Annotated in this window: 21 protein-coding genes, 1 tRNA gene and 1 pseudogene; 13 read left to right on the top strand and 10 right to left on the bottom strand. The window is 68.7% G+C overall.

What is annotated here, in order from left to right:
• Positions 1-293: 293 nt before the first annotated feature.
• The 5 genes from JQS43_RS22945 to JQS43_RS22925 all read left to right on the top strand — a co-directional run bounded on the left by JQS43_RS22945 (position 294) and on the right by JQS43_RS22925 (position 8,441).
• Complete coding sequence (locus JQS43_RS22945; RefSeq protein ID WP_239676436.1) at positions 294-956, top strand: hypothetical protein; 663 nt, start codon at positions 294-296, stop codon at positions 954-956.
• A gap of 175 nt (positions 957-1,131) precedes the next feature.
• A complete protein-coding gene (topA, locus tag JQS43_RS22940) occupies positions 1,132-4,047 on the top strand; it encodes a type I DNA topoisomerase (RefSeq protein ID WP_239676435.1) in 2,916 nt (971 codons plus the stop codon).
• A 308-nt stretch (positions 4,048-4,355) separates the two neighbouring features.
• Positions 4,356-4,925 carry a TetR/AcrR family transcriptional regulator gene (locus tag JQS43_RS22935; RefSeq protein WP_239679543.1) on the top strand — a complete coding sequence of 190 codons (570 nt, stop codon included), beginning with the start codon at positions 4,356-4,358 and terminating at the stop codon, positions 4,923-4,925.
• Positions 4,926-5,202: 277 nt separating this feature from the next.
• Positions 5,203-7,251 carry a dTMP kinase gene (tmk, locus tag JQS43_RS22930; protein WP_239679542.1) on the top strand — a complete coding sequence of 683 codons (2,049 nt, stop codon included), beginning with the start codon at positions 5,203-5,205 and terminating at the stop codon, positions 7,249-7,251.
• Entirely contained in the window at positions 7,248-8,441 is a 1,194-nt protein-coding gene (locus tag JQS43_RS22925) for a DNA polymerase III subunit delta' (RefSeq protein ID WP_239679541.1), read from the top strand. Before tmk ends, JQS43_RS22925 begins: the two co-directional genes overlap by 4 nt.
• Before the next feature lie 46 nt (positions 8,442-8,487).
• Here JQS43_RS22925 and JQS43_RS22920 read toward each other — a convergent pair whose 3' ends face one another.
• Positions 8,488-9,969 carry a hypothetical protein gene (locus JQS43_RS22920; protein WP_239676434.1) on the bottom strand — a complete coding sequence of 494 codons (1,482 nt, stop codon included), beginning with the start codon at positions 9,967-9,969 and terminating at the stop codon, positions 8,488-8,490.
• Positions 9,970-10,194: 225 nt separating this feature from the next.
• Positions 10,195-11,883: a metallophosphoesterase gene (locus tag JQS43_RS22915; protein WP_239676433.1), complete on the bottom strand. Its 1,689-nt coding sequence runs from the start codon at positions 11,881-11,883 to the stop codon at positions 10,195-10,197.
• Positions 11,884-12,017: 134 nt separating this feature from the next.
• Here JQS43_RS22915 and JQS43_RS22910 point away from each other — a divergent pair.
• Positions 12,018-12,091 (top strand) — tRNA-Thr (locus tag JQS43_RS22910).
• A gap of 252 nt (positions 12,092-12,343) precedes the next feature.
• Here the strand turns inward: JQS43_RS22910 and JQS43_RS22905 are convergent.
• The 5 genes and pseudogenes from JQS43_RS22905 to JQS43_RS22885 form a co-directional block, all read right to left on the bottom strand.
• Positions 12,344-12,682: pseudogene (locus tag JQS43_RS22905) on the bottom strand (site-specific integrase); the annotation flags it as partial.
• Positions 12,683-12,784: 102 nt separating this feature from the next.
• A complete protein-coding gene (locus JQS43_RS22900; protein ID WP_338037193.1) occupies positions 12,785-13,813 on the bottom strand; it encodes an FtsX-like permease family protein in 1,029 nt (342 codons plus the stop codon).
• 56 nt (positions 13,814-13,869) lie between these two features.
• On the bottom strand, positions 13,870-14,535 hold the full coding sequence (locus JQS43_RS22895; RefSeq protein ID WP_275580961.1) for an ABC transporter ATP-binding protein: 666 nt from the start codon (positions 14,533-14,535) through the stop codon (positions 13,870-13,872).
• Positions 14,532-15,236 carry a peptidoglycan-binding domain-containing protein gene (locus JQS43_RS22890; RefSeq protein ID WP_239676430.1) on the bottom strand — a complete coding sequence of 235 codons (705 nt, stop codon included), beginning with the start codon at positions 15,234-15,236 and terminating at the stop codon, positions 14,532-14,534. Before JQS43_RS22890 ends, JQS43_RS22895 begins: the two co-directional genes overlap by 4 nt.
• Positions 15,237-15,817: 581 nt before the next feature.
• On the bottom strand, positions 15,818-16,348 hold the full coding sequence (locus JQS43_RS22885; RefSeq protein ID WP_239676429.1) for a hypothetical protein: 531 nt from the start codon (positions 16,346-16,348) through the stop codon (positions 15,818-15,820).
• A gap of 653 nt (positions 16,349-17,001) precedes the next feature.
• Between JQS43_RS22885 and JQS43_RS22880 the strand changes: the two genes are divergently transcribed.
• Positions 17,002-17,196 (top strand): PIN domain-containing protein, encoded by a 195-nt coding sequence (locus JQS43_RS22880; RefSeq protein ID WP_239676428.1) that lies wholly within the window; start codon positions 17,002-17,004, stop codon positions 17,194-17,196.
• 719 nt (positions 17,197-17,915) lie between these two features.
• Here JQS43_RS22880 and JQS43_RS22875 read toward each other — a convergent pair.
• The gene (locus JQS43_RS22875; protein WP_239676427.1) at positions 17,916-18,806 is read right to left on the bottom strand and encodes a pirin family protein; all 891 of its coding nucleotides are present in this window, start codon (positions 18,804-18,806) and stop codon (positions 17,916-17,918) included.
• Positions 18,807-18,893: 87 nt separating this feature from the next.
• Between JQS43_RS22875 and JQS43_RS22870 the strand changes: the two genes are divergently transcribed.
• Both JQS43_RS22870 and JQS43_RS22865 read left to right on the top strand, forming a co-directional pair.
• Positions 18,894-19,238 carry a winged helix-turn-helix transcriptional regulator gene (locus tag JQS43_RS22870; protein WP_239676426.1) on the top strand — a complete coding sequence of 115 codons (345 nt, stop codon included), beginning with the start codon at positions 18,894-18,896 and terminating at the stop codon, positions 19,236-19,238.
• 94 nt (positions 19,239-19,332) lie between these two features.
• Positions 19,333-19,959, top strand: coding sequence for an alpha/beta fold hydrolase (locus JQS43_RS22865; RefSeq protein WP_275580960.1), 627 nt, complete (start codon positions 19,333-19,335; stop codon positions 19,957-19,959).
• Here JQS43_RS22865 and JQS43_RS22860 read toward each other — a convergent pair.
• Positions 19,915-20,925 (bottom strand): zinc-binding alcohol dehydrogenase family protein, encoded by a 1,011-nt coding sequence (locus JQS43_RS22860; RefSeq protein WP_239676425.1) that lies wholly within the window; start codon positions 20,923-20,925, stop codon positions 19,915-19,917. The genes JQS43_RS22865 and JQS43_RS22860 overlap by 45 nt on opposite strands.
• Before the next feature lie 48 nt (positions 20,926-20,973).
• Positions 20,974-21,324: a hypothetical protein gene (locus tag JQS43_RS22855; protein WP_239676424.1), complete on the bottom strand. Its 351-nt coding sequence runs from the start codon at positions 21,322-21,324 to the stop codon at positions 20,974-20,976.
• 378 nt (positions 21,325-21,702) lie between these two features.
• Here JQS43_RS22855 and JQS43_RS22850 point away from each other — a divergent pair, with 378 nt between their 5' ends.
• The 4 genes from JQS43_RS22850 (at position 21,703) to JQS43_RS22835 (ending at position 24,687) form a co-directional block, all read left to right on the top strand.
• Positions 21,703-22,749 carry a lytic polysaccharide monooxygenase gene (locus JQS43_RS22850; RefSeq protein WP_239676423.1) on the top strand — a complete coding sequence of 349 codons (1,047 nt, stop codon included), beginning with the start codon at positions 21,703-21,705 and terminating at the stop codon, positions 22,747-22,749.
• Positions 22,750-22,860: 111 nt separating this feature from the next.
• Positions 22,861-23,685 carry an Fpg/Nei family DNA glycosylase gene (locus JQS43_RS22845; RefSeq protein WP_239676422.1) on the top strand — a complete coding sequence of 275 codons (825 nt, stop codon included), beginning with the start codon at positions 22,861-22,863 and terminating at the stop codon, positions 23,683-23,685.
• Complete coding sequence (locus JQS43_RS22840) at positions 23,678-24,346, top strand: phosphotransferase (RefSeq protein ID WP_239676421.1); 669 nt, start codon at positions 23,678-23,680, stop codon at positions 24,344-24,346. The genes JQS43_RS22845 and JQS43_RS22840 overlap by 8 nt, the downstream gene beginning before the upstream one ends.
• A gap of 134 nt (positions 24,347-24,480) precedes the next feature.
• On the top strand, positions 24,481-24,687 hold the full coding sequence (locus JQS43_RS22835) for a hypothetical protein (RefSeq protein ID WP_239676420.1): 207 nt from the start codon (positions 24,481-24,483) through the stop codon (positions 24,685-24,687).
• The last annotated feature ends 44 nt before the right edge of the window (positions 24,688-24,731 follow it).

The raw sequence follows: 24,731 nt of genomic DNA, 5'->3' as shown, positions 1-24,731 counted from the left end.
TTACGGGTACCCGCGCCAGCGAGCATCCATTACTTGGTGGGCTGGGTGGGGATCTTGCATGGAGGAATATCCGACATTTCCCCATGCAAGGTCCCCACCCAGCCCACCAAGCCGGAAATGTCCGCGTAGGCGAGGGCCTGGCCCGGGGCCGGGTCGGAGCGCCCCGGGAACTGCGGATGTCCTCGGGTTGGGGCATAGTGACGGTGAAAGGTCACCAGCGCAGCTTCATGAGTGGGCTGGGCGGCGCGGCCGCCCCGGGGTCCGGCCCGCTCGGGACCGGCGGGAGCCCACAGATGCAGCCGTCGTTGTTCGGGGTCGAGGCCACCGAGCCGACCCCGGGTGACCTCGCTGGCTTGCTCGCCGGGCCGGGCCAGCTGCAGCAGATGGGCGGTACGGCCAGGGTGTGGGTCCGGGTCGACGCGGGCTGGCGGGTGCATGTCCTGATCGGCGAGCTCGCCCGGCGGGGGCTGGCAGCGAGCTGGGCGCCGGTCGATGAGCTGGCTGGCGGGCCGGCCCACGAGCGGGCCGAGGACGAACGGGCCGAGTACGAGCGGGCCGAGCAAGAGTTGGTCCACGAGCCGGCCGAGGGTCCGGCTGGACCGTCCTCGGCGTTCGAGGTTCGCACCGCGTACACGACCAGGCTGTGGGCGTTGGCCCAGCGTTGGCGCGGTGGGCCGCCGGCCGGTCTGCACCTCGACGGGCAGGCGCTGCGGCTGTGGGTGGCGGCCGCAGGTTCGCCAGCTGCGGACGGGTATCTACTCGGGCTGCCCGGTGGCCGGCCAGCCGGCGGGCCCGCGACCGAGGCGGCCCTGCGGGCGCTCGGGCTACCGACGACGCTGGTGCCGGGGCCGGCGTACCGCGTCGACGGCCGCCGGCGGCTGGCGTTGCTGGCGGAGCTGGTGGGTGACCCGCCGCCGATCGCCCCCGCTGACCAGTGGCCAGTGCCCCCGTCGTGAATCATGTGAGTCGAACAGGAAGATGTCGATCATGGAGATATTGACGGAAACGCTGCGGCGAGTCTGCACATATGCTCATGATCGGGGAGACCTGGTGTACGGTGTCGCCGTTGTAGGTCACCGCAGCAGCTAGCTACCGTGGATGTCCGATTCCACCCGAGACCGCAGGAGAGCTGTGCCGAGCACCGCCACCGATAAGCGCACCAGACTGGTCGTCGTCGAATCGCCGGCGAAGGCTAGGACGATCTCTGGCTACCTGGGGCCAGGGTGGGTGGTAGAGGCCAGCCTCGGTCATATCCGCGACCTGCCGGCCGGCGCCAAGCAGATGCCGGAGAAGTTCAAGAAAGAACCCTGGGCCTACCTCGGGGTGAACGTCGACCATGACTTCGAGCCCGTTTACATCATCAACCCGGACCGCTCGAAACACGTCACCAAACTGCGTGCACTGCTGAAAGAGGCCGACGAACTCTACCTCGCCACCGATGAGGACCGCGAAGGTGAGGCGATCGCCTGGCATCTGGTGGAGGCGCTCAAGCCCAAGGTGCCGATCCGGCGGATGGTCTTCCACGAGATCACTAAGCCGGCGATCCAGGCCGCGATCGCCAACCCGCGCGACATCAACCGGGACCTGGTCGACGCCCAGGAGACCCGGCGGATCCTGGACCGGCTCTACGGTTACGACGTCTCGGCGGTGCTCTGGAAGAAGGTGCAGCGGGGGCTGTCGGCCGGCCGGGTGCAGTCGGTGGCGACCCGGGTCGTGGTGGATCGGGAACGCGCCCGGATGGCGTTCCGGTCGGCGGAGTACTGGGACATCGCCGCCACTTTGGCGGTGGTGCCCGACTCGGTTGGGGAAGGACCGCGCACCTTCGGGGCGACCCTGATCGCGCTGGATGGCGACCGGATCGCCACCGGCAAGGACTTCGAGCCGACCACCGGTGCGGTCAAACCCGGCTCCGGGGTGGTCCACCTGGATGGGGACGGGGCGCGAGGGCTCGCGGCGCGGTTGGCCGACCGGCCGTTCGCCGTCACCCGGGTCGAGACGAAGCCGTACCGGCGCCGGCCGTACCCGCCGTTCATCACCTCGACGCTGCAGCAGGAGGCCGCCCGTAAGCTGCGGATGTCCTCGGCGGTGACGATGCGGGTGGCGCAGCGGCTGTACGAGAACGGCTACATCACCTACATGCGGACCGACTCGGTCAACCTCTCCGACACCGCCATCGCGGCCGCCCGTACCCAGGTGGCGGAGCTGTTCGGCGACCGGTTCGTGCCGCCGCAGCCGCGCCGCTACACCGGCAAGGTGAAGAACGCGCAGGAGGCGCACGAGGCGATCCGGCCGGCCGGTGACGCGTTCCGCACCCCCGGCGACATCGCCGAGGAGGTCTCCGCCGAGGAGCTCCGGCTCTACGAGCTGATCTGGCGCCGGACCATCGCGTCCCAGATGACCGATGCGGTCGGCCAGTCGGTCTCGGTGCGGATCCGGGCGGTGTCGAACGCTGGCGAGGAGTGCGACTTCGCCGCCACCGGCAAGACCATCATCGACCCGGGCTTCCTCAAGGCGTATGTGGAGTCCAGCGACGACGCCGATGCCGAGGCTGAGGACGCCGAACGCCGACTGCCCAACCTGGCCAAAGACCAACCGCTGACCGCGGAGGAGCTGCAAGCGGTCGGGCACACCACCGCGCCGCCCGCCCGGTATACCGAGGCGAGCTTGGTGAAAGCGCTGGAGGAGCGGGGGATCGGCCGACCGTCCACGTACGCGTCGATCATGCAAACGATTCAGGACCGCGGCTACGTCTTTAAGCGCGGTCAGGCGCTGATCCCCTCGTTCACCGCGTTCGCGGTGGTCGGGCTGATGGAGCGCCACTATCCGCGGCTGGTCGACTACGACTTCACCGCGGCGATGGAGGACGAGCTCGACGGGATCGCCGCCGGGGAGGCCGCACGGATCGACTTCCTGCGGGCGTTCTACTTCGGCGCCGGTGACGATCTCGGCGGCGAGGGCTCGATCGCCCGGGCGGGCGGGCTGAAGCGGCTGGTGACCGAGCAGCTCGGTGAGATCGACGCCCGGTCGGTGAACTCGATCCCGCTCTTCACCGACGAAGACGGCCGTACCGTCGTGGTTCGGGTCGGCCGGTACGGCCCGTACCTGCAGCGGTTCCGGGCGGAGGAGGAGACGGCGCCGGCGGCCGGCGGTGGCGAGGGCGACGGCGGCGGCGAGAGCGACGGGGATCGGGACCGGGCGCCGATCCCGGACGGGGTGGCGCCCGACGAGCTGACCCCGGAGAAGGTCGCGGAGCTGTTCCTCGGCGGCGGCGGCGAGCGCAAGCTGGGCGAACATCCCGACACCGGGGAGCCGATCGTGCTCAAGTCGGGGCGGTACGGGCCGTACGTGTCGCACGGCGAAAAAAACGCCTCGCTGCTACGTTCGCACAGCCCGGAGCAGCTCACGCTGGCGGACGCGCTCAAGGTGTTGAGCTTGCCGCGGGTGGTCGGCACCGATGAGGCTGGTGAGGAGATCCTGGTCGCCTCCGGGCGGTATGGGCCCTATCTGAAACGGGGCAGCGACACCAGGTCGTTGGAGAACGAAGAGCAGCTGTTCACGTTGACGGTGGCGGAGGCGCTGGCGCTGCTCGCGGCGCCGAAGACCCGCGGTCGCCGGGCGCCGGCGCCGCCGTTGAAGGAGCTGGGAGCCGACCCGCTCACCGAGAAGGCTGTGGTGATCAAGGACGGTCGGTTCGGCCCGTACGTGACCGATGGTGAGACGAACGCCTCGCTGCGCCGCGGGATGACGGTAGAGGGCATGACCCTGGAGCAGGCGTCCCAGATGTTGATGGAGCGGCGGGCGGCGGGTCCGGCTCCGAAGAAGGCGGGCAAGAAGGCCGCGCCGAAGAAGACCACGGCGAAGAAGACCACCGCCAAGAAGGCGGCGGAGAGCACTGCGAAGCAGGCCACGGCGAAGAAGGCCGCGCCGAAGAAAGCCACGGCGAAGCAGGCGGCGGCCAAGAAGACCACCGCGAAGAAGACCACCGCGAAGAAGTCGACCACCGCGCAGGCATCCGCCGAGCAGGCCGCGGGGGCTTCCGACACCTGATCCGGCCACGGCCGTTGCTGGCCGGCTGCCGACTCGATCTGCCGTCTCGACCGACCGGCCACCCGCTGTGGGTGGCCGGTCGGTCAGCTCTATTCTGTACGGCGGAACTTGAGCCCGAAATAACCGATTCGTCAGGGCAGCAGTGTCGTTGACCCGAGTAGGGTTTCATTTCCGTGCAGAACTGTGCACGCCGCACGAAGGGTGACGATGTGACAGCTACCGTGCCTGTCGACCCCCCGGCTCGGTCTACCGGCAGCCCGCTGCGCCGCTTCCCGGTCCAGGGACGCAGCGTGGCGCGGGTGCAGCGGATGCTCGACGCCTGCGCCGCGCTTGTGGACGAGGTTGGGTACGAGGGACTCACGACCACGTTGCTCGCGGAGCGAGCCGGAGTCGCGATCGGATCGGTCTACCAATTTTTCCCGGACAAGCGCGCCGTGGTGCAGGCGTTGACCCAGCGCAACCTGGAGGCGTATCTTCAGCGGCTCACCGAACGGGTGACCAGCTCAGAGCTCACCGACTGGTGGGACGGGGTCGGTGCCGCCATCGACGAATACATCCACATGCACCGGACCGTCCCCGGCTTCCGCACTCTCCACTTCGGCGATGTTGTGGACATGCACCTGCTCGACGAGCAGCGGGACAACAACGCGGTCATCGCCGAACAGCTCGCCGAGGTGCTGGTAGCGAAGTTTCCGGTCCCCGACGCCGACGAGCTGCGCTTCGCGTTGGCGATCGCGCTGGAGGCCGGCGACGCGCTGATCCGGTTCGCGTTCCGGCGGGACAACAAGGGCGACGAACAAGTGCTTACCGAGGCGAAGGCGCTGGTGCGCGAGTATCTGCACCGGCAGTTCACCGGCCGGTTGGTACGGCAGCCGTAGCCGCTGGCCGCAACCCTGAGACGACCCTGAGGTCCGGATCACGGGTAAACTTGGGGTGGCCGGCTGGGCTGCGCCCGATACAGTGAGGCGCAGGGGACGTCCCAGGGGCGGACGGCACAGGCGAAGGAACGGCCAGCAGATGAGCGTCACGGGTTCGGGGGGCGGTGGGCAACCGCTGCCGCCACCGGTGACTGGGGGAGACGCACCGGTGGATCTCTCCGGCTTCCAGGCGGCGCGGGCGGTCCTGCGGATCCGGCCGTTCCGCCGGCTGTGGGGCGTGTTGTCGGTGGCGGCGCTGGCCGACTGGGTCGGCATCCTCGCCACCGCCATCCTCGCCACGACGCTGGTGGAGCCCGCCTGGGCCAAGGGGGTCGCGTTCGGCGGGGCGATCGGCATCCGGCTGCTGCCGGCGCTCGTGCTCGGCACCGTGGCCGGGGTGATCGCCGACCGGTTCGACCGGCGGTACACCCTCTTCGTCTGTGACCTGCTGCGGTTCCTACTCTTCGCCTCGATCCCGCTGGCGTTCCTGGTCGGTGATCTGCCGCAGTGGATGGTGCTCGGCTGGATGGCGATCGCCATTTTCATCATCGAGGCGATCACGCTGGTCTGGAACCCAGCGAAAGATGCCGCGCTGCCAAACCTGGTGCCGCGGGCCAAGCTTGAGGCCGCCAACCAGCTGTCGCTGATCGTCACCTACGGGCTGGCGCCGGTGGCGGCGGCGCTGATGCTGGCGGGCATGGAGCCGCTGCTGGAGTCGGTCGACGCCGACCGGGCCTGGCAGGCCGGCGCCGCCGCCACCATAGTGGCGCTGTTCCTCAACGCCGCTTCCCGGCTCGCCACCGGGCTGGTGGTCTTCTTCGGCATCAAGGAGATCAGCGGCCGGGACGGCGTGGCCCACGTGGAGCAGCCGGCGCTGCTGCGGCAGTTCGTGGAGGGCTGGAAATACATCGGCCAGACCCGGCTGGTGCGGGGCCTGGTGCTCGGCATCCTGGGGGCGTTCGCCGCCGGTGGCATCGTGGTCGGCACGGCGCAGTTCTACGCCCAGTCGTTGGGCGGCGGCAACGCCACCTTCTACCTGCTGTTCGGCCTGATCTTCCTGGGCCTCGGGGTGGGGGTCGGGCTCGGGCCGTGGCTGATCGGCGAGCTGTCCCGGCGACGCTGGTTCGGCATGAGCATCATGCTCGCCGCGATCGGGGTGATCGTGCTGGCGGTCGCGGTGCATCTGAGCATCGCGGTGGTGGGGGCGCTGCTGGTCGGCGCCGGCGCCGGCATGGCGTTCCTCTCGGGGATCACGCTGCTCGGCGGCGAGGTCGGCGACGACGTCCGGGGCCGGGTGTTCGCGTTCGTGCACACCAGTGTCCGGGCGGTGCTGATGTTGGCGATCGCCGTGACCGGCCCGGTCGCCGGCGCCGGTGGTTCCCGGATGCTCAACCTGGGGTTGGCGCAGCTGTCGGTCTCCTGGACCCGGGTCCTGCTCCTGGTCGCCGGGGTGTTCGGGATCCTCGCCGGGCGGCTGGCGTTCCGGCAGATGGACGACAAGCCCGGCGTGCCGGTGCTGGCCGACCTGTGGGGCTCGCTGCGGGGGCGGCCGCTCTCGGCGCCGCAGCCGGTGGCCTGGGCCGGTCTGTTCGTGGTCTTCGAGGGCGGCGAGGGAGCCGGCAAATCCACCCAGGTGACCCGGCTGGCGAAGGCGCTGCGTGGGCAGGGGCAGCAGGTGGTGGTCACCCGGGAGCCGGGGGCGACCGAGTTCGGTGCCCGGATCCGGGGGATGCTGCTCGGCGGCGCGCACGGCCCGGCGGCCCCGACTCCGCGGGCCGAGGCGCTGCTGTACGCCGCAGACCGGGCACACCATGTGGCGACGGTGATCCGGCCAGCCCTGACCCACGGCTCCGTGGTGGTCAGCGACCGGTATGTGGACTCGTCACTCGCGTACCAGGGCGCGGGGCGGAGCCTGCCGGTGGAGGAGGTCGCGTGGTTGTCGTCGTGGGCGACCGGCCGACTCAAGCCCGACCTGGTGGTGCTACTAGACGTGGCGCCGGAGGTCGGCCTGGACCGGGTCGCCGACCGGGGCAAGGCGCCCGACCGGCTGGAGCGTGAGTCGCTGGCGTTCCACGAACGGGTCCGGGACGCCTTCCTCGATCTCGCCGCCGACGAGCCTTCCCGCTACCTGGTGCTCGACGCCACCCTGCCGCCGGAAGAGATCGCCGCGGCGGTGCTGGACCGGGTGGGTCCGATGTTGCCGCCGTCGGCGCCGCCGCAGCCGCCCCGCGCCTTTGACGTGGAGTTACGGTCGATCGTCGACCAGGAGCTGGAACGGCGCGGCTGATGTCGGTCTTCGACTCGCTGGTGGGTCAGGACGAGGTGGTGGCGACGTTGACCCGGGCCGCCGCTGCCGCGAGCGCGACCCTCCGCGACGAGGAGACCGTCGACCCGGGCGCGATGACCCACGCCTGGCTCTTCACCGGCCCACCCGGCTCTGGCCGGTCGGTGGCGGCGCGGGCCTTCGCGGCGGCGCTGCAGTGCCACCGCGGCGACGGCTGCGGCGGCTGCACCGGCTGCCACACGAGCCTGACCGGCACCCACGCCGACGTTCAACTGGTCATTCCGGAGGGGTTGTCCATCCCGGTGAGCCAGATGCGGGAGCTGGTGATGCGGGCGGCCAGCACCCCAGCCAGCGGCCGATGGCAGGTGCTGCTGGTGGAAGACGCCGACCGGCTCACCGAGGCCGCCTCGAACGCGCTGTTGAAGGCGGTGGAGGAGCCGCCGACGCGGACCGTCTTCCTACTCTGCACCCCGTCGCTGCACCCGGACGACATCTCGGTGACGATCCGATCCCGGTGCCGGGTGGTGGCGTTGCGGCAGCCGGCGCCGGCGGCGGTGTCGCAGCTGCTGCAGGCCCGGGACGGAGTCTCCGCCGAGGTGGCGGCCTGGGCGGCCGCCGCGGCGCAGGGGCACGTGGGACGGGCGAGGCGGCTCGCCGCTGACCCGGACGCTCGGCATCGGCGGGACGCGGTGCTCGGGGTGCCGCGCGCCCTGACCAGCATCGGCGCCTGTTTCGACGCCGCCGAATCATTGATCAACGCGGCGGAGTCGGAGGCGGCGGCCACGGTGGCGGAGCTCGACGCGGCCGAACGCGCCGAGTTGGAGACCGCGCTCGGCGCCGGCGCCACCGGCCGCGGCACGTCCGGGGTGGTGCGCGGCGGCGCCGGTCAGCTCAAGGAGCTGGAACGGCGGCAGAAGTCCCGCGCCACCCGTACCCAGCGGGACGCGTTGGACCGAGCGCTGGTCGACCTCGCCGGGTTCTACCGCGACGTGCTAGTGACCAGCCTGCGGGCACCGGTTGCGCAGGTGCACAGCGACGTCGGCGAGCAGACCACGGCGGCGGCCGCGCGCTGGCCCGCTGAGAGCACCCTGCGCCGGCTGGAGGCGGTGCTCGCCTGCCGCGACGCGATCGAGGCGAACGTCAAGCCGCGGATCGCGGTCGAGTCGATGATGCTGGAGCTGTGGCGGGGCTGACCTGAGCCGCGCCGGATCTGCTCACAGCGAGCTACCGGAAGGTACGTCAGCCGATCCGCAGGCGCTTCCCGCGGTTACCGCGGCCCACCAGCATCATCAGCCGCCCAGCCAGGGCCAGCAGTACTCCGGCGCCGGCGATCATGCCGAAGGTCGAGCCGGTAACCGGAAGCTCGTCATCCGGGCACTCTTCGCACTCACCACCTCCGCCGGGCGGCGTGGGGTCGACTGGATCGTCCTGCACCGGCTCCGGCGCCTCGGCGTTCGCCGAGAGCAGCCCGATGCCGAGGTCGAGCACCGCGTCGGCCTGGTCCGCCGGGCCGGACTTGCCACCCCAGCGCAGCAGCTGCAGCCGCACTGAGGCGGCGGCGGCGCTCACCTCATCGTCGCCGATCGCCGCTTCCAGCTCGCCGACCGAGAGCCGAAGCACAGCAAGGTTGTCGAGGTTGAGCCCGGTGGGCTCCGAAACCACGTCTGCCAGCTGTGGCAGCGAACCGGCGTTGCTCGGCTCTGGCGCGTCGAGGTCGGGCAGCGCGGTGGTGGTCTGCTGGCCATCGGTGGTCAAACCGCTGAGGTGCTGCTGATTCAACCCGTCGAACACGTCATCCAGGGTGTATCCGACCAGCGAGCGCAGTCCGAGCAGGTCGGCCGGCGGAGCCAACGGGAGGAGTGCGATGTCGACGGTGGGTTGGTCGGCGTCGACCGTGACCGATCCGACACCGGGCACGTCCACTTCGAGCACCGGGGAGTCGTAGTTCACCACGGAGGTGTCGGCCACGCCGGTGGCGGTCACCTGCAACGTCGGCTCGCTGATCACCTTGACCGTGATCTCGCGGGAGGAGCCGGCAAAGACCCGCAGGTCCGCCAGCGAGGCGGCGGCGGTGGCCTGGGCGGCCGCGGCGCCGTCGTGCTCCACCAGGCCGGTCTCCGACCAGCTGCTGAGGTTGTCGGGCAGCGCCACCAGCGCGCCGTGGTCCTCCCCCGGCAGCAGTTCGACGTCGACCAGCGAGCTGCTGCCGGTGGCGACTGCGCCGTTGGGCGTTCCACAGGTCAGCTCGTCGTCCCAGGTGGCGTGGGCGTCGACGGTGCCTACCCCGAGCTTCAGGAATCCGGGGAGCACCAGCGCCGCCCGGGAGTCCTTGGCGCCAGCGCCGTTGGCGGGAGGCGCAGTCTGCTGCACCGACAGCGGGGTCGTTAGGTCGGCGCCGAGCAGGTTCAGTTCGAGGTCCCGGGCGGCTGCGACAGCAGCCGGGGCGCCATCGGCCGCCATGCCCGCACCGGACGACGCGATCCGGGCGTCCACCAGCGGCCCCAGGCCCGGGATCGGCAGGTCGAGCGGGCTGAGCCGGAGCAGGTCAGCGGTGGCGGCGGCGCGGTAAGGAAGCGCGTCGTCACAGTCGGGCGCCGCCGCTGCGGGCCCGGTCGCGATCCCTGGCGCCAGGACCGTGCCGGCGAGCGCTGCCGCGGCGGTGGCGGCGGCGCCGCGCCGGAATCGGCGACGCGTGGGCGAATGTGGATACGGGTCCGTCATGGACATCCTCTGCGGAGAAACCGTTACGTGATTGGCGATGGGGGTGGGGCACGACTCAGGGACGCTCGACGGCGATTCGCCACCATGTGCCCACGTCGTTGACCAACGAGGCTCCACAGCCCGATGTCACGGTCGGCGGGCGCCAGCGTGCCCCGGCCGACGTAACGGTCAACCGGACGAGGGCGTGTCGCGGCTCTCCGGAGCGGAAGGTGAGACGGGAGCGGACTAACCCGGGATCTGGACGGGTGACTCGATGAGGCGGTACCTGGGGGTGTCTGCGGTGGTGGGGACGATCCAGGAGGCGTCGGCCTGCTCGGCGTCCGGGTCGGTCCGCCACCGGCGGCAGACCTTCTCGACGCCGATCGGATAGACGGTCAACGTCCCGTCACCGGCGATGTGCAGCCGCAGGAAGCTCTTGTTGTCCTCGATCCCCTGCGCGGCGAAGAGCTCATTCAGGTTGATGCCGAACCAGGAGCCCAACCACAGATAGCCGGCGACCAGTTGAGCCCCCACCAGCGCGGCGAGCGGCGCATAGAGGAGAAACGCGGCGAGCAGCGGCAACGGCCAGTGCCAGGTCGCGAACGGCAGCGCCAGCCACAGCAACGCGCCCGCGACCGCGAGCGCGATCTGGGCAAGCCCATGTAACGCCCCGGCCAGCAGGTGCCGGGCGGTCTTCGGGCCACCGGTCGGGAAACAGGCCAAGCCGATCGACAAGCCCATCACCAGCACGACCATCACCAGCAGTGGGATCGTGAAGAGGCGCTCCTCGGCGATCGAGGTCTGCGTCGCCGCGCCAGCGACAGCCAGCATCAGCAGGGTCTGGATCACCCCGATCAACGCGGCGAAGCCGGGGTTGCGGGGGATCAGTTTGCTGAAGACACCCCAGGTGAGCCGCCGTGACCGCGCCTGCTCCGGGAAGCGCGCCGCCAGCTCGTACTCCCGTGGTGGACTGGCTTTACGGACGATGGTCCGTGGCGGCGGCACGGTCAGCTGCTCCGGCAGCGTGTGGGTGGCGGTCTGATATGCGCCACCACCACCGCAGGTGAAGAGCTCTCGCTCCGGGTGTGAATACCGGGCGTAGTAGTGCTGGTCCCCGGCGACCATCATCGGCACCCGGGCGCCGGTCGGGCCGATCACCTTACGCAGGAAGTAGTCGATCGTGTCGTAGCCCTTCGGGTCCTGCTTGGACCAGTTCGGGGCGGGGACCACCAGGATGATCCGGTCGTCTGGGCCCAGCTGCTCGGCGACCTGTTCGAAGTAGACCAGCTGCGGGTCGTCCAGGTAGGCGCCGAAGGCTTCGTCGAGCGCGAACAACCACCAGTTGTGGGGTAGCTGGACCGCGAAGTAGGAGCGAGTCTGTTCGGTGCGCCAGCCGCCGACGTGGTGGGTCCGCTCGCCGACGAAGACGCGGAGGAAGGCGGTGAGCCCGTCGTACCAGTCGTGGTTGGCGGGCAGCGCGTACAGGGTGGGCTGCGGGCCGTCCTCGGGGGGCAGCGGCAGCGCCGCGGTGAACGGGCCCTTGAGTCGGTCCTCGTACTTCTCCATGCTCGCTGACGGGTAGACCAGGTCGCCGCCCATCACCAGCGTCTGGCCGCGGGGCAGCTGCTCGCCGTCGACGGCGAGCTCGGGCTGGGCCAGCAGGTAGGCGACCGAGTAGGTGGCGTCGAAGCCATCCCCGGTATCCGCAACGTAGTCGAGCCACAACTCGCCGTTATCGCCCGGCTGTCGATAGCTGCGGGACGGCAGGGCGCCCTGCAGCTCCCGCTTGTCCAGGTAGGCACCGAAGACCATCGCCAACCCGGTACGCAGGCCGGTGCGCAGTAGCAACGCCGGGGACAGCCAGGGCACCTGGGGCTGTGGCGTAAACCCGAGTTGGCGGGGGTCGAGGCGGTCGGGGCGGCGCAGCGGGTCCATTCCTGCACGGTAGTTCACTTCCGCCCGGACTGTCTCACCCGTTGCGGTGGCTCGTTCACTCCGGCCAGCGGACACCGCCCAGCGGCCCGGCGACCCGACCGGCCGCGGCTCGCGTACACTAGACCGGCAACCCTGCCGCCTTAGCTCAGTCGGTCAGAGCGATGCTCTCGTAAAGCATAGGTCGTCGGTTCGATTCCGACAGGCGGCTCAGAACGAGGCCCTGACCAGCATCAACATTGGTCAGGGCCTCATGTTTGTCTATGCGATTGTGAATCGCCCCCGACCCCCCCGAAAATGCCCACCGGCGATCAGGTTCGGGGCGGTGACGGTTACGGGGTGCCGGGTCACCCAGCCCGGGGCTTTCTCCGGCCTTGGTGTCTGGTGCCGGCGTGCTCCGGAGCAGACCCGAGGCGTTCGAGGATGTCGGAGCTGTCCGGGGCGAGAGCAGGCTTGACGATGAGGCGAACATCTGGCCGAGGGCGACCTTCGCGCCCTTTGCCGCTGATGGACGGTCCTCAGCTACCGTGCGTAGGAACCGGTCGAGGCGGCCTGCGGTGGCTTCCCGGATACGCAGGTTCCCCAGGGCGGGCACGATCGAAACCCGGATGCTGATCTCGTACCTGCTGATGGTTTGTGGTGTGACAGGTTCCTCGGCAGTTATCTCGTCTAGCCACATTCTGGCGAGCGTGCTGATGTGAGTCTCCCGGGTGATCTCATCGTCGTTCGGGGTCGTGCGGTCGCGTAGCTGCTCTTTCAGCGTCCGGACGGCGGCTGGGCCGGTCGTGCCGGTGGCCTCGACGACCGCGAGGTGTTCGAGGGCACCGGTGTAGGGGGTCAATGCGACGGATGCTGCGGTTTGAAGGCCCGACCGTCTCAGCTCCGGCAGCGCAGACACTCGAATTCACGGCAACCGAAGCTCGTGCAACGGGTCCCGGCGTGAGGCGATGATTGCGGGGACGACCGCGGCGGCAGTCGCCGCCAACACCGCCGCTGTCCCGAGCGCGAGCGAGAACAGAACTCCAGGCAAAGGGCTCTGGCTCAGCACGAGCCCAACCAGCGTAGCCACGGTGCCGAGTGATGCACCGGCGATCGCCAACAGCGCTACCTGGAGCATTATGATTGCGACGATAAACGACCTCGTAGCACCCAGCGCACGCCGCCGACCGAAGTCTCGGCGACGCATCGCCACCACGGCAAGCAGGTTCACCGTAACCAGCAGAGCCGAGACAACCAAGATCCCGAGCACGGTGCTACGGCCGTGAGTGCCTAATTCGCCTGCGATCGCGGAACGGACTGCGGCCAGCTCGGCGCTGGTTTCGACGGTCACGTCTCCCGGCTCAGCGGCAGGTAACAGGTCCCGCACAACCGCCTCCACCGCAGCCACCTCGCCCGGACTTTCAGCGACGACCACCAGCAGCGTCACAGGCTCGTCTGGGCCGGGAGCCACAACCGGAGCAATGAGCAGAGGTTCCAGGAAGGTCAGATGTGAGGGCGTCACCACAGCTCCAGTCACCACCACCTCCTGCCCGTCGCCTGCCAGCAGTGCTCCGGTCCCGTCATGTAGCCCCAGCTCGGCCGCGGCCGCCGGCGAGGCCAGCGCCGTCTGGGAGGCCCACGAGTCTGCCGTGGCTGGTCCCTGCTCGACCAGCCCATACGCCGGACGCAACGCCACCGCAGCCGTGCCCGGCACCGTCGGGTTACGGGCATCGACGACAGGCCCGAAGCCAGCTAGGTACGCCACCCCCGCCACTGCCCGCAATCGTTCCAGCGTAGTAACCGTGACGCCGGCATCAACGACCGCGCGGACGACGATGCTTCGGGTGCCAGCAGCGTCAACCTCCGCGAGCACCGCCTGCTCCGCCGCGACCGTCCGCCCCGTTGTCAGCAGCACCGCCGTACACATCGCCCCAACAACAAAGACCGTCAACATGCTCGCCACCAGTTGGCTACCTGCGGTGGCGACCGCTTCACGAAGGATGCCCCGCTTCAACCTGTGCGCCCGAGGTCGAGGCGCCGGTCGCACTCGCCAACCACCGCGGCGTCGTGGGTTGAGATGACGACAGCCGCACCATGAGCCGCACTCTCACGCAAAGCCTCGATCACCGCGGTGCTGGAAACCGGGTCGAGGTTGCCCGTTGGTTCATCCGCCAGGATCACCGAGGGAGCGCTCAGCAGCGCCCGACACAGAGCGATCCGCTGTGCCTGACCCCCCGAGATCTGGCCCGGCCGGTGCTTCGCGCGGATTTCGACGCCGAATCGGCTCATTAGGGCGTACGCCTTATCAACCGCCTCCCGGCGTGGCTGTGAGCGGTACAGCGCCGTCTCCACGACATTGTCGAGCACGGTACGGGTGGCATCCAGCGCCGCGTCCTGGAAGACGAAACCGAACCTGTGAGCTCTCAACCTGGCCCGCGCGGCGTCTGGCAGATGGTCTACTTGTGCGCCGTCGAAGCAGACCTGGCCGCCTTGCGGACGCAGCATCAACCCAAGAACATAGAGCATAGTAGACTTACCGCAGCCGGAAGGGCCGGTCAAGGCAGTAACCGTACCGGCAGGGAACCGCGCGTGCCACCGGTTCAGAATCGGCTCATTGGCTCGGTACCCAAAGGTGACATCGACAGCCGAAAGTGGATCGGAAGGCGGGGAGCTCACGGCGCAACCTCAAGCTGTGCCGGATCGGTCCCCGGGGCACGGACGAGGTCCCCGAGTTCGATCCCTTCGACAACCGCCATACCAGCTGCAGCAGCGACTACCGTGACCTGCTGGAGGTCTCCGCTCTCCATGACGACGACGGTTTCACCGGTCGCGGTGGTCACCACGGCGGAGGCCGGCACCGCCACTCCCTGAACCGGTGCTATCACCTCGATCGTGCTCGGCAGCAGCGTCTCCTCCGACAGCGGAAGCACATCGCACTCATCTCCGCAGACCGGACGGCCTGCGAGACCTGCCAGCGACGCCGATCTCTGGCCCTCGTCGGTCACCCTGATGTCGATGATCTCTGCTTGCCACTCCGACCCTGACTCGTGGTGGATGGTCACGGCCATTCCCAGCTGAACCAGCCGCGCCTGTCCTTCCGGCAGCTGAATGGTGAATGTGGGCTTCTCCGGCAGCACATGAATCAATGGCTCCACCCCAGTCAGCACCGTGCCAACCTGCACCTCCTCGTCCAGAGCTAGCTTGGCGGGCAGCCGCGGCACAAAAACGACGTCCCCAGCGCGGACCCTGCCATCATCCACGACCCCAAGATTCCGCTGCCAAGCGCGAACTGCCCAGTAGAGACGATAGTCGAAGCTCCCATCGGCCGACTCCGACCAGAATCCCTGACTGGCCAGCAATCGCTGCAGCTGAGCCACATCTGCACCCGAGTCGCCTTGGCTCAGATCGCGAAAGGCGGGGACATCGCCCTCAGCCGCCACCACCGGTCGTAGATTGACGTGTAGCAGGGCTTCACCAGAAGCCACCGCCTCGCCCGTCGCCTGGATGGCGGTGACAGTACCTGAGGCCCGGCTGCTCAGCGTGACCTCCGACTGCCACCGTGCGCTCGTCGAAAGCTGAATGGACTGCTGGACTGTGTCCTGCCGCGCCGCAGCCAGAGTAAATCCGGGTGACTCTAGTACATCTGGGGCAGAAGCCAACAACGTCCGCGCTGCCCAACCTCCCACCGCTCCGAGTAACAGAACGACTAGGACAGCAGCGGCGACACTACCGACGTTGTGCCCTCTATCCGAGGCCCCGAACAGTTCGACCGTCGTACCTCTTGGCCGGGGAGCGGCAGTGCGCCGGGGTTGATCAACGCTGCGCTCGGAGCGGTGCATCTTCACGAACACACCCCACACAACCGAGTCAATCCAATCAGCTCTCTCCACCCAGTACGCGCACCGCTTCGGCGCAGCCGTGTGGTCGCGGGAGACCACACGGCTGCGCGCCTCGACACTCAGCCACCGAGGCGGTCGAGGTAGCCATCAGGCCACCCTGTCGGCATCGGACACCTGTGCTCCAGCTCGGCGTTCTCTGCATCACTCAGCTGCGCCGCCAAGCTGGGCTGGGCCGCCCAACTTGGCATCGGTGACTGCATGAGTTCGTCGATCGCCGCCTGCATACTCGGCGGGTCGGGCAACGAGTAGCCCTGTTTAATCACGCAGTCGTAGTGGTCGAAGAGAGCCGCCGCGTACTCTTCCGCCTCAGTGCGGCTCATCGGGGGCAACTCTGCACTGAGCCCGGCCTCGCCCTCGCACTCTTCATGATCGGCGTTGAACTGCTCCCGCTGTTCGCTTGGATAGCTGTAGGACAGGCTTTGCCCCGTGTCTTCCGAAGGCTGCCACCCCTTAGCCGTCATGCAGTCACGAAACTCATGGGTAAAGGGCTGACTCGCCAAATCGGTGCTGCTCTCAACCGGATCACCCGTGGTGCAGCCAGCCACCAGCAAGAGCCCGAGTATCGCGCCCACTCGTTTGCCAATGATCATTTAGACCTTCCAACATCTAGGTCAACGCGGTGAGGTACCGAGGGTGGAACACTGGCTGTAGGCGTTATCCTCAATAGTTGCTGTGGTGTGCCAGGAGCTAATGTTCTGCAACCCTGCGTTGTACCGGAAAGTGCGGGGGGAATGGTAGCCAGGAAACGTGTGCACCCAGTCCACTCCACCGGACCAGTGTGTGTGTCTCACAGTGCCGGCAGCGAAGCTACCCGTGGTCGCTCGATTAGTTCCGGAACAACTCAGCGCTCCTCCAGTCCCAGCTTGAGCTGGAACGCCGAATGCACCAGCCGCCAGCGCTGCTACTGCAAAGACCACCGTCAGTCGCTTGGCTGTCGCGCCGAATCTAGATATTCGATTGTCCCTTCCCGACTAGTCGAACTGATTTGAATGATTGCGAGAGTATCCGAATGGAGTCCTGACAGGATGGACCAGGAGTGAATGTTCGACAAATTAGCGGGAGACTTGAAGAGACACTTCCGTTAACCTCAATACCGGTAGCTTTAAGCCTGGATCCACCGATGAGCGTGCGTCGTGTGTCGGCGCGGGAACGTGAGAATGCCCTTCTGGCCTGGAAAGATACGACTTGTTCAAGGTCAGTATCGCCTGGCGCGCGATTGTGGGTACAATAGCCCGAGATCCTCGTGACCGAGGAGGTCCGTGACGCCGCCGCGCGCCTGCCCTCCGGAGCCCGCACGGTGGACGCCGTCCATATAGCCAGCGCGCAGATCCTTGAGGACGCGCTCGATGTGTTGGTCACCTACGACAAGCGGATGTACGAAGTCGCCAAGTCCATCGGCGTGCCGGTTGCCGCCCCCGGCGCGAGCTCACACGGTTGACCCTCCTTAGTGGCTGCGGCGCGACAGGGCAGGTCCACGGACGACCGGCATCCGGTTCGGATTCTGGGTAGTTTGGCCCACCACGGGTGCTCTACTCGAACAACTTGACTCGATCGCGAGCTCCACGGCTGACTGGATGTCCTTGAAGCCCGGAGCAGGGCAGCCGCCGGGCCGGATCGTCCCCGTCACGTAGGTAACGCGACCCGCTGCTCGATCGTCAACCGTGAGGACGTGGCCGAACGGTCAGACGGGTGGGATGTTTGGTGTGCCCCCGGCAGGGCACCAACCTGCGTCAGGACCGCGTACCAGCCCGCCGGCATCGGCACGGGCTATCGGGAACGCCCCCGTTTACCCCCCGAAAACCCCTCACGAACGTTGGCGATCTGCGGTGAGTGCCGATCATAGCGATGGGGCGTTTGGGCAGTTCAGCGGCAAGAACTGGCGATCAATGACAAGTCTGGTGTCCCGGCAGTCGACAAGCACAGGTCGTCGGTTCGATTCCGACAGGCGGCTCAGAACGAGGCCCTGACCAGCATCAACATTAGTCAGGGTCTCATGTCTGTCTATGCGATTGTGAATCGCCCCCCGGCCCCCCGAAACCGCGGACAGGGCCCGGACGTCGGCGCCTCGTTCCAGCAGGTTCTTGACGATCAGGCTCCCGAGGCTTCCGGTCGCACCTGCTACCAAGACTGTGGTCATCGTCGTTGCTCCTCAGGTTTTCAGGTGCCCGCAGGCAGGCGCGTGTGGCGAGGGATGCTGCCGAATTTGCCGGAGTGGAAGTCGCGGTAGGCCTGTTCGATCTCGGCCCGGGTGTTCATGACGAACGGGCCGCTGGCGACGACGGACTCACCGATCGGCCGGCCCGCGAACAGCAACACGGTGGTTCGCTCGTCCCCGTCGCCGGTGGCCAGCGTCAAGGTGGTCGCGTCGCCCTGACCGGATACGGGATCGGACCAGGCGGTCTGTCCGGTGCCCACGGTGCGACCGCCGACGGTCAGCCGCCCCGCGATCACGTACGCGAAGGCGCGCTCGGCGCCGTCGATGACCTGACGGTACTCGGTTCGCGGATCGAGGGTGATCACCGCGCCGAGGATGGGCCACTGGTTGACCGCCGGGCCGCGTGCGGCCCCGGTCTCGCCCGAGATCACCTGGACGAGCACGCCCGGCTCGGTATGCACGGCCTGACTGCCGGCTCGTAGGTCCTGGTAGCCGGTGGGGACGAACTTCAGGTGCGACGGCAGGTTGAGCCACAGTTGGATCACGCGAGCATGTTCGGCGCGGGTGGCGACCTCGCGGTGGATGACGCCCCGGCCCGCGGTCATCCACTGCACATCGCCCGGTCCGAGCACTCCGGCGTTGCCCAGGGAGTCGCCGTGTTCGAGGGCGCCGTCCAGGATCAGGGTCACGGTCTCCAGTCCGCGGTGCGGATGCCAGTCGAACCCCGGCTGGTTGACCAGCTCCTCTCCCATCAGCAGGAATGGGTCGGTCCAGGCGTCGTTGCCGGGGGCGATGGCCAGGGTGCTGCGTGCGGACATGGGTGTCGGGCCCAGGTCCACCTGGTCAACGACCCGATTCACCCGTCGGGCCACCGGTGCGGAAAGTGCGGTCATGATGCCTTGCCTCTCGTCGGTCGGAGGAAGCGTCCCGCTTGTCGACAGGTGTTAGCAAAGAGCACCCAAGTTGCTTATTCTTGAGAAGTGACTTCTCCATCCAGCACGGCCGTCGACGAGGACAGCTGCCACCGCATCCTGCGCGCCATCGCCATCATCGGCGTCCGTTGGAACGGGCCGATCCTGCTCGCCGGGGCTCGCGGGGCGCGCCGGTTCAAGGAGTACCGGGCGCTCGTCCCGGGTATCTCCGATCCGCAACTGACGCTGCGGCTCAAACAGCTCCAGGAACGCGGGCTCATCGCGCGCACCGTCATTCCCAGCACCCCGGTCCAGATCACGTACGCCCTCACCGCCGACGCCAGAGAGCTGATCGCCGCCCTCCAACCGCTGGCGGACTGGAGCGAACGGAACCTCCCGAACAGCGACGCGTAAGGTTCTACCCTGCTCGAAGCCTGAGATCTCGACCTGCAACTGTTCCCCCGTGATCGCCGAGACAGAACCGTCCACCTCCGCGAGACTGTCTCCCATGAACGACGCGGTGCACGCCGACGACGGATGCCGACTGTGGGCTACCTGCAGCGGCCACGGACATCCACTGCTGTTCTGCCACGGCGGGCCAGGGCTGTGGGACATGTTCACCGATCTCGCCGCCACCCTCGGCGACGTGGCCTCCGTGGTGCGGTGGGACCAGCGTGGCTGCGGCCGATCTGAACGCCGCGGGGGTTACACCGTGGCTCGCTACCTCGCCGACCTCGACGCGGTACGTGGCCAGCTCGCCGGAGCCCGCACAGCGCTGCTGGGCCACTCCTGGGGAGCGACTCTGGCACTGCGGTACGCCCTGCAACACCCCGACCGGGTCAGCCACCTGATCTACGTCAGCGGCACCGGCCTCGATCCCAAAACCACCTGGAGATCCGCGTTCGGCCGCAGGCCGTCACCAGCTTTCTGGCTCAACCAGCACCCACCGGCGATACTGCTCACCACGAACTCCCGGACCCGGCCACGTCTGCACCGGCCAACCGACCTTCAGGTTCACTCTGAGAACCCGTCGATTTGGGTACTGAGGATTCGGTCCACCGCGCGGTCGGGTCGCGGATTAGGTCGGGGATCACGGCGTCAGCACCGCCGCGCCGTTCAACCGATCTGCGGCTAGGTCGGCCAGCGCCCGGTCGGCGGCGTCGAGGGGATACCTGGTGACCGCGACCCGGAGCCGGTGGGCGGCGGCGTGCGCTAGCAGCTCCTGACCATCGGCGCGGGTGTTCGCGGTCACGCTGCGCAGCGTGCGCTCTTGAAAGAGATGCTCCTGATAGGTGAGCGCCGGTATGTCGGAGAGGTGGATGCCGGCGACCGCGAGGGTGCCGCCCCGGTCCAGCGCCGCCAGCGCGGTCGGCACCAGTTCGCCGACCGGTGCGAAGAGGATGGCTGCGTCCAGCGGCTCCGGTGGCGGGTCGAAAGCGGCGCCGGCCGAGGCGGCGCCCAGCTGAAGCGCTAGTCGCCGGGCGGGCTCGGCCCGGGTCAGCACGTGCACCGTCGCCCCTTGCGCGATCGCCACCTGCGCGGTCAGGTGCGCCGAGGCGCCGAAGCCGTAGATCCCCAGCCGGCCACCGGCTGGCAGGTCGGCCAGGCGCAGCGCCCGGAAGCCGATGATGCCGGCGCAGAGCAGCGGCGCCAGCTCCTCGTCCGGGTAGCCATCCGGCAGGTGGTAGGCGTAGGCCGCTGGCGCGACCGTGTACTCGGCGTATCCACCGTCGGCGTCCCAGCCGGTGTAGCGGGACCGCGGGCATAGGTTCTCACTGCCGCGCCGGCAGTAGCGGCACCGCCCGCAGGTGTCCCGCAGCCACGCGATGCCGGCGCGGTCGCCGACCCGCCAGTTGGCGATCTCCGGGCCGACGGCGACCACCTCGCCGACCACTTCGTGGCCCGGCACCACCCGAGGTCGGCGCGGCGGCAGGTCTCCCTCGGCCAGGTGCAGGTCGGTGCGGCACACCGCGCTCGCCGCCACCCGAACCAACAGCTCACCGGCGACCGGCGTGGGCACCGGCCGGCGTACCGCGTGCAGCGGATGGGAGGTGATCGGGCCGGGGCGGCCGATCTCCCACGCCAGCATTGTCTCGGCCATCACTCCCATTCTGCCCCCGCCGCCGGATCGCGGCGGCCGGGCGCCGTGCTACTTCGGCGAGTCGAGCATCCCGTGGAGGTGGGCCGCAGCCTGCTCGATCTCGGCGTGGTCGTACTGGCCGGCCCGGGACTCCGCCGAGATCACGCCACACCGGTGTACCTGTTCGAAGTCGCCGTACGGAAATTTGTAGTGCCCCTTCCGGTCGGGCGGCAGGTCGTCGTCGACCCCCAGAAACCACTTGCCGAATTCGTCGATCCCGTTCGCTTCGATGAAGTCGTTCTCCTGGCTGGTCGAGGGCTGGTCGTCGCTCCAGTGGTCTCGGTCGTCGAGGACGTACCGCCCGTCCGCGACCAATCGGCGGGCGTGCCGGTAGCCAGTTTCATTCAGCGTGACGGTCATCTGCCGTTCCCCCGATCTGATCTCTTGCCTGGCCGTCAGCGAGTCACTACCCGGACCCCACCGCAGGTAACCACGCTGGTTGAGCCGTCGACCCCACCGCAGTCGCTTCGTCACCTGGGCCTCACGGGTCGCGCCAGCCACGTCGGTCCGGTGACGGATCGCTGCGCCCGTAACTCCGATCGTAGGAGCGGTCCCCGCAGAGCATTGACATGCGCATCTATCGATGGCAATCTACAGTCGCGCGATTGGGAGCCGAAGCAGTTTTCGGAGCCGGGGCGGCGGCTTCACTCATCGCCGGTCTGTGGATCGGCTCTCACCCATGGAGGCATTGTGCACAGAAAGAATCCCCGGGCGCGCGTACCCTTAGCATTGCGGGCCGTGCTCGCGGTGGCCGCGGCGGCGGCCGCGACGCTGGCGTCGACGATGGTGCTTGTCAGCCCCGCCTCAGCGCACGGGGCGGTGGTCGATCCGCCGACCCGGAACTACAGCTGTCTGGAGCGGTGGGGCGGCAACCACATGGACCCCGCGATGCAGACCGAGGATCCGATGTGTTGGCAGGCGTTCCAGGACAACCCCAACGCCATGTGGAACTGGAACGGTGTCTATCAGGACAACCTTGGCGGCAACTACCAGTCGATTCCGACCGGGACGCTGTGCAGCGCCGGGAACTCTGAGGGCGGCCGGTACGACTCGCTCGACACGATCGGCGCTTGGCAGCCGACCTCGATCGACAACAACTTCTCGATCCGCCTCTTCGACCAGGCCAGTCACGGCGCCGACTTCATCCGGGTGTACGTGACCCGCCAGGGCTTCGACCCGTTGACCCAGCCGTTGGGCTGGGGTGACCTGGAGTTGGCTGGAGAGATCGGCTACACCCCGGCCTCTCAGTGGGAGCAGGAGGCCGACGGGGTCGCGATCAACGTCCCGGCGTCGGCGCCGGGCCGCTCCGGTCGGCACATCGTCTTCACGCTCTGGCTGGCTGGTCATATGGATCAGACCTACTTCCTGTGCAGCGACGTGACCTTCCCGGGCGGCTCCGAGCCAACACCGACCACGCCGCCGACGACCCCGCCGACCACTCCGCCGACCACCCCACCCACGACGCCGCCGACGACCCCGCCGCCGGGCGGTGGCGAGGGCTGCAGCGCCGCCTACAGCGAGGGGTCGTCCTGGGGTGGCGGGTTCCAGGGTGAGGTCACCGTTACCGCGGGCTCCTCGTCGATCAGTGGTTGGACGGTCGACGTGTCGTTCCCCGGCGGACAGACGATCACCGAGCACTGGAACGCGAACCGGGCTAGCGGGAGTTCCTCCAGCTTCAGCAACGTGAGCTGGAACGGTGCCCTCGGTGCCGGTGCCTCGACCAGTTTCGGGTTCCTGGCCTCCGGCGATGCGGGGACGCCGCAGCTGAGCTGCACCGCCTCCTGACCCGGTAACCATCCCGGCCGATCATGAGCGTGTGGTCCGACCCGCCCGCGTGTCGGACCACACGCTCATGATCGGCCGGCGGGGGGTCTGGGTGGCGCGTAAAGTGGGCTGGTGCCAGAGGGACATACGATCCATCGGCTGGCGAGCCGGCACCGGGAGCTCTTCGCTGGCGGGCCGGTGACCGCGGCCAGCCCGCAGGGGCGGTTCGAGGCGGGCGCCGCCCAGCTCACCGGCCGGGTGCTCCGCGACACCGAGGCGTACGGCAAGCATCTGTTCCACCACTACGAGGGTGACCGGATTCTCCACGTCCACCTGGGCCTCTACGGCGTCTTCACGGAAGGCGCCGGACCGCCGCCGCCGTCGGTGGTGGGCCAGGTGCGGCTGCGGTTGACCTCGCCGGATCATTGGCTGGAGCTCCGCGGTCCGGCCGCCTGCGAGCTGTTGGCCCCACCGGAGGCGGAGTCGCTGCGCCGGCGGCTCGGCGCCGACCCGCTGCGTGACGACGCTGACCCGATGGTCGCCTATCAGCGAATCCGCCGCAGCCGTACGGCGCTGGCGGCGCTGCTGCTGGACCAGTCGATCGTGGCCGGGGCGGGGTTGGTCTATGTGAGCGAGGTGTTGTTCCGGGCCGGCATCCCGCCTACGCTGCCAGGCCGGGAGCTGGCCGAGATCCAGTGGCGGGAGCTGTGGCGTGATCTGTGCGAGTTGATGAAGGTCGGTCGCGCGACCGGCACTATCGACACCGTCGACGACGAGCATCTGCCCGAAGCGATGGGCCGCCCGCCGCGGCAGGATCGGCACGGTGGCGAGGTGTATGTCTACCGGCGCGCCGGCCAGCCGTGCCTGCGGTGCGGCACCGAGGTACGCCGGTCGGGGCTGGCCGGCCGGAATTCCTACTGGTGCCCCAGTTGCCAACCGGCGATCTGCGATGAGTGAGCTGCTCGCCTCGGGTCGCGAGGCCGACGTGTACGCGCTGGACGCGGATCGGGTGCTGCGCCGCTACCGGGCTGATCGGGATGTGGCCGCCGAGGCGGAGTTGATGGCGCACCTCCAGCGGCAGGGTTTCCCGGTTCCTGAGGTCTACTCGGCACACGGGCGGGAGATGGTGATGCAGCGGGTGGCAGGGGAGACACTACTGACCGCGATCGTCGCGGAGCGGATCTCCCCGGTCGATGCCGGGAGGGTGCTCGCCGAGCTGCACCGCGAGCTGGGCCGGGTGTCGCCGCTGGCGGGCGAGGGCGCTCCAACGGACCGGATCGTGCACCTGGATCTGCACCCCGACAATGTGATCATGGCCGACGCCGGCCCGGTCCTGCTGGACTGGAGCAACGCCCGGCATGGGCCGGCCGAGTTCGATCTGGCGGTCAGCGCGTTGATTCTCGCCGAGGCCGCGATCGGCCTGCACGTGCCGGCGATCATGTGTGGCCCGGCCGCTGAGACGTTGAACGCGTTCTTGACTCGTGCTGGTGACGATGTGCTCGGTGGTCTGCCCCGGGCCGTGGCGTTGCGGGAGGGGAATCCGACGCTGTCGGCATCCGAGCGGGCGCAGGTGACGGCGGCCTCGGTGGTGGTCCGGCAGCGGGTCGCACCGGAGTAACGGTGCCGGGGCAAATTGCGGTCGTGGCGCGATTGCGGTCATGCTAGCGTCAAGGCATGTACAGCTCCTGAGATCCCCCGCGCGCTAACGCGCCTCGGTCGTTCACCCTTGTTAGTCATCCTCAGGAGGTCTTGATGTCGCAGCCAACGCACGATTCCGCCGCCGACCCGGAGCAGCCGGAGCAGCCGGAGTCGGCCGAACCACTTAACCGTGCCGAGCGGCGGGCGCAGCAGCGCGGCAAGAAGCTCGGCTCGTCGCAGGAGCATGGGCCGAGCCAGCAGCAGGGTCGACCGCAGCCGATCCTTTCGCCTCGTCGGGCTGGTCGGCGCGGTAACCGCTGATCTGCCCGGTGTGAATCGGTTGACCGACCGGCGCCGCCGAACGC

This window comes from Natronosporangium hydrolyticum (genome assembly GCF_016925615.1).
Taxonomy (GTDB): domain Bacteria; phylum Actinomycetota; class Actinomycetes; order Mycobacteriales; family Micromonosporaceae; genus Natronosporangium; species Natronosporangium hydrolyticum.
This window is presented reverse-complemented; position numbering and strand designations above follow the sequence as displayed.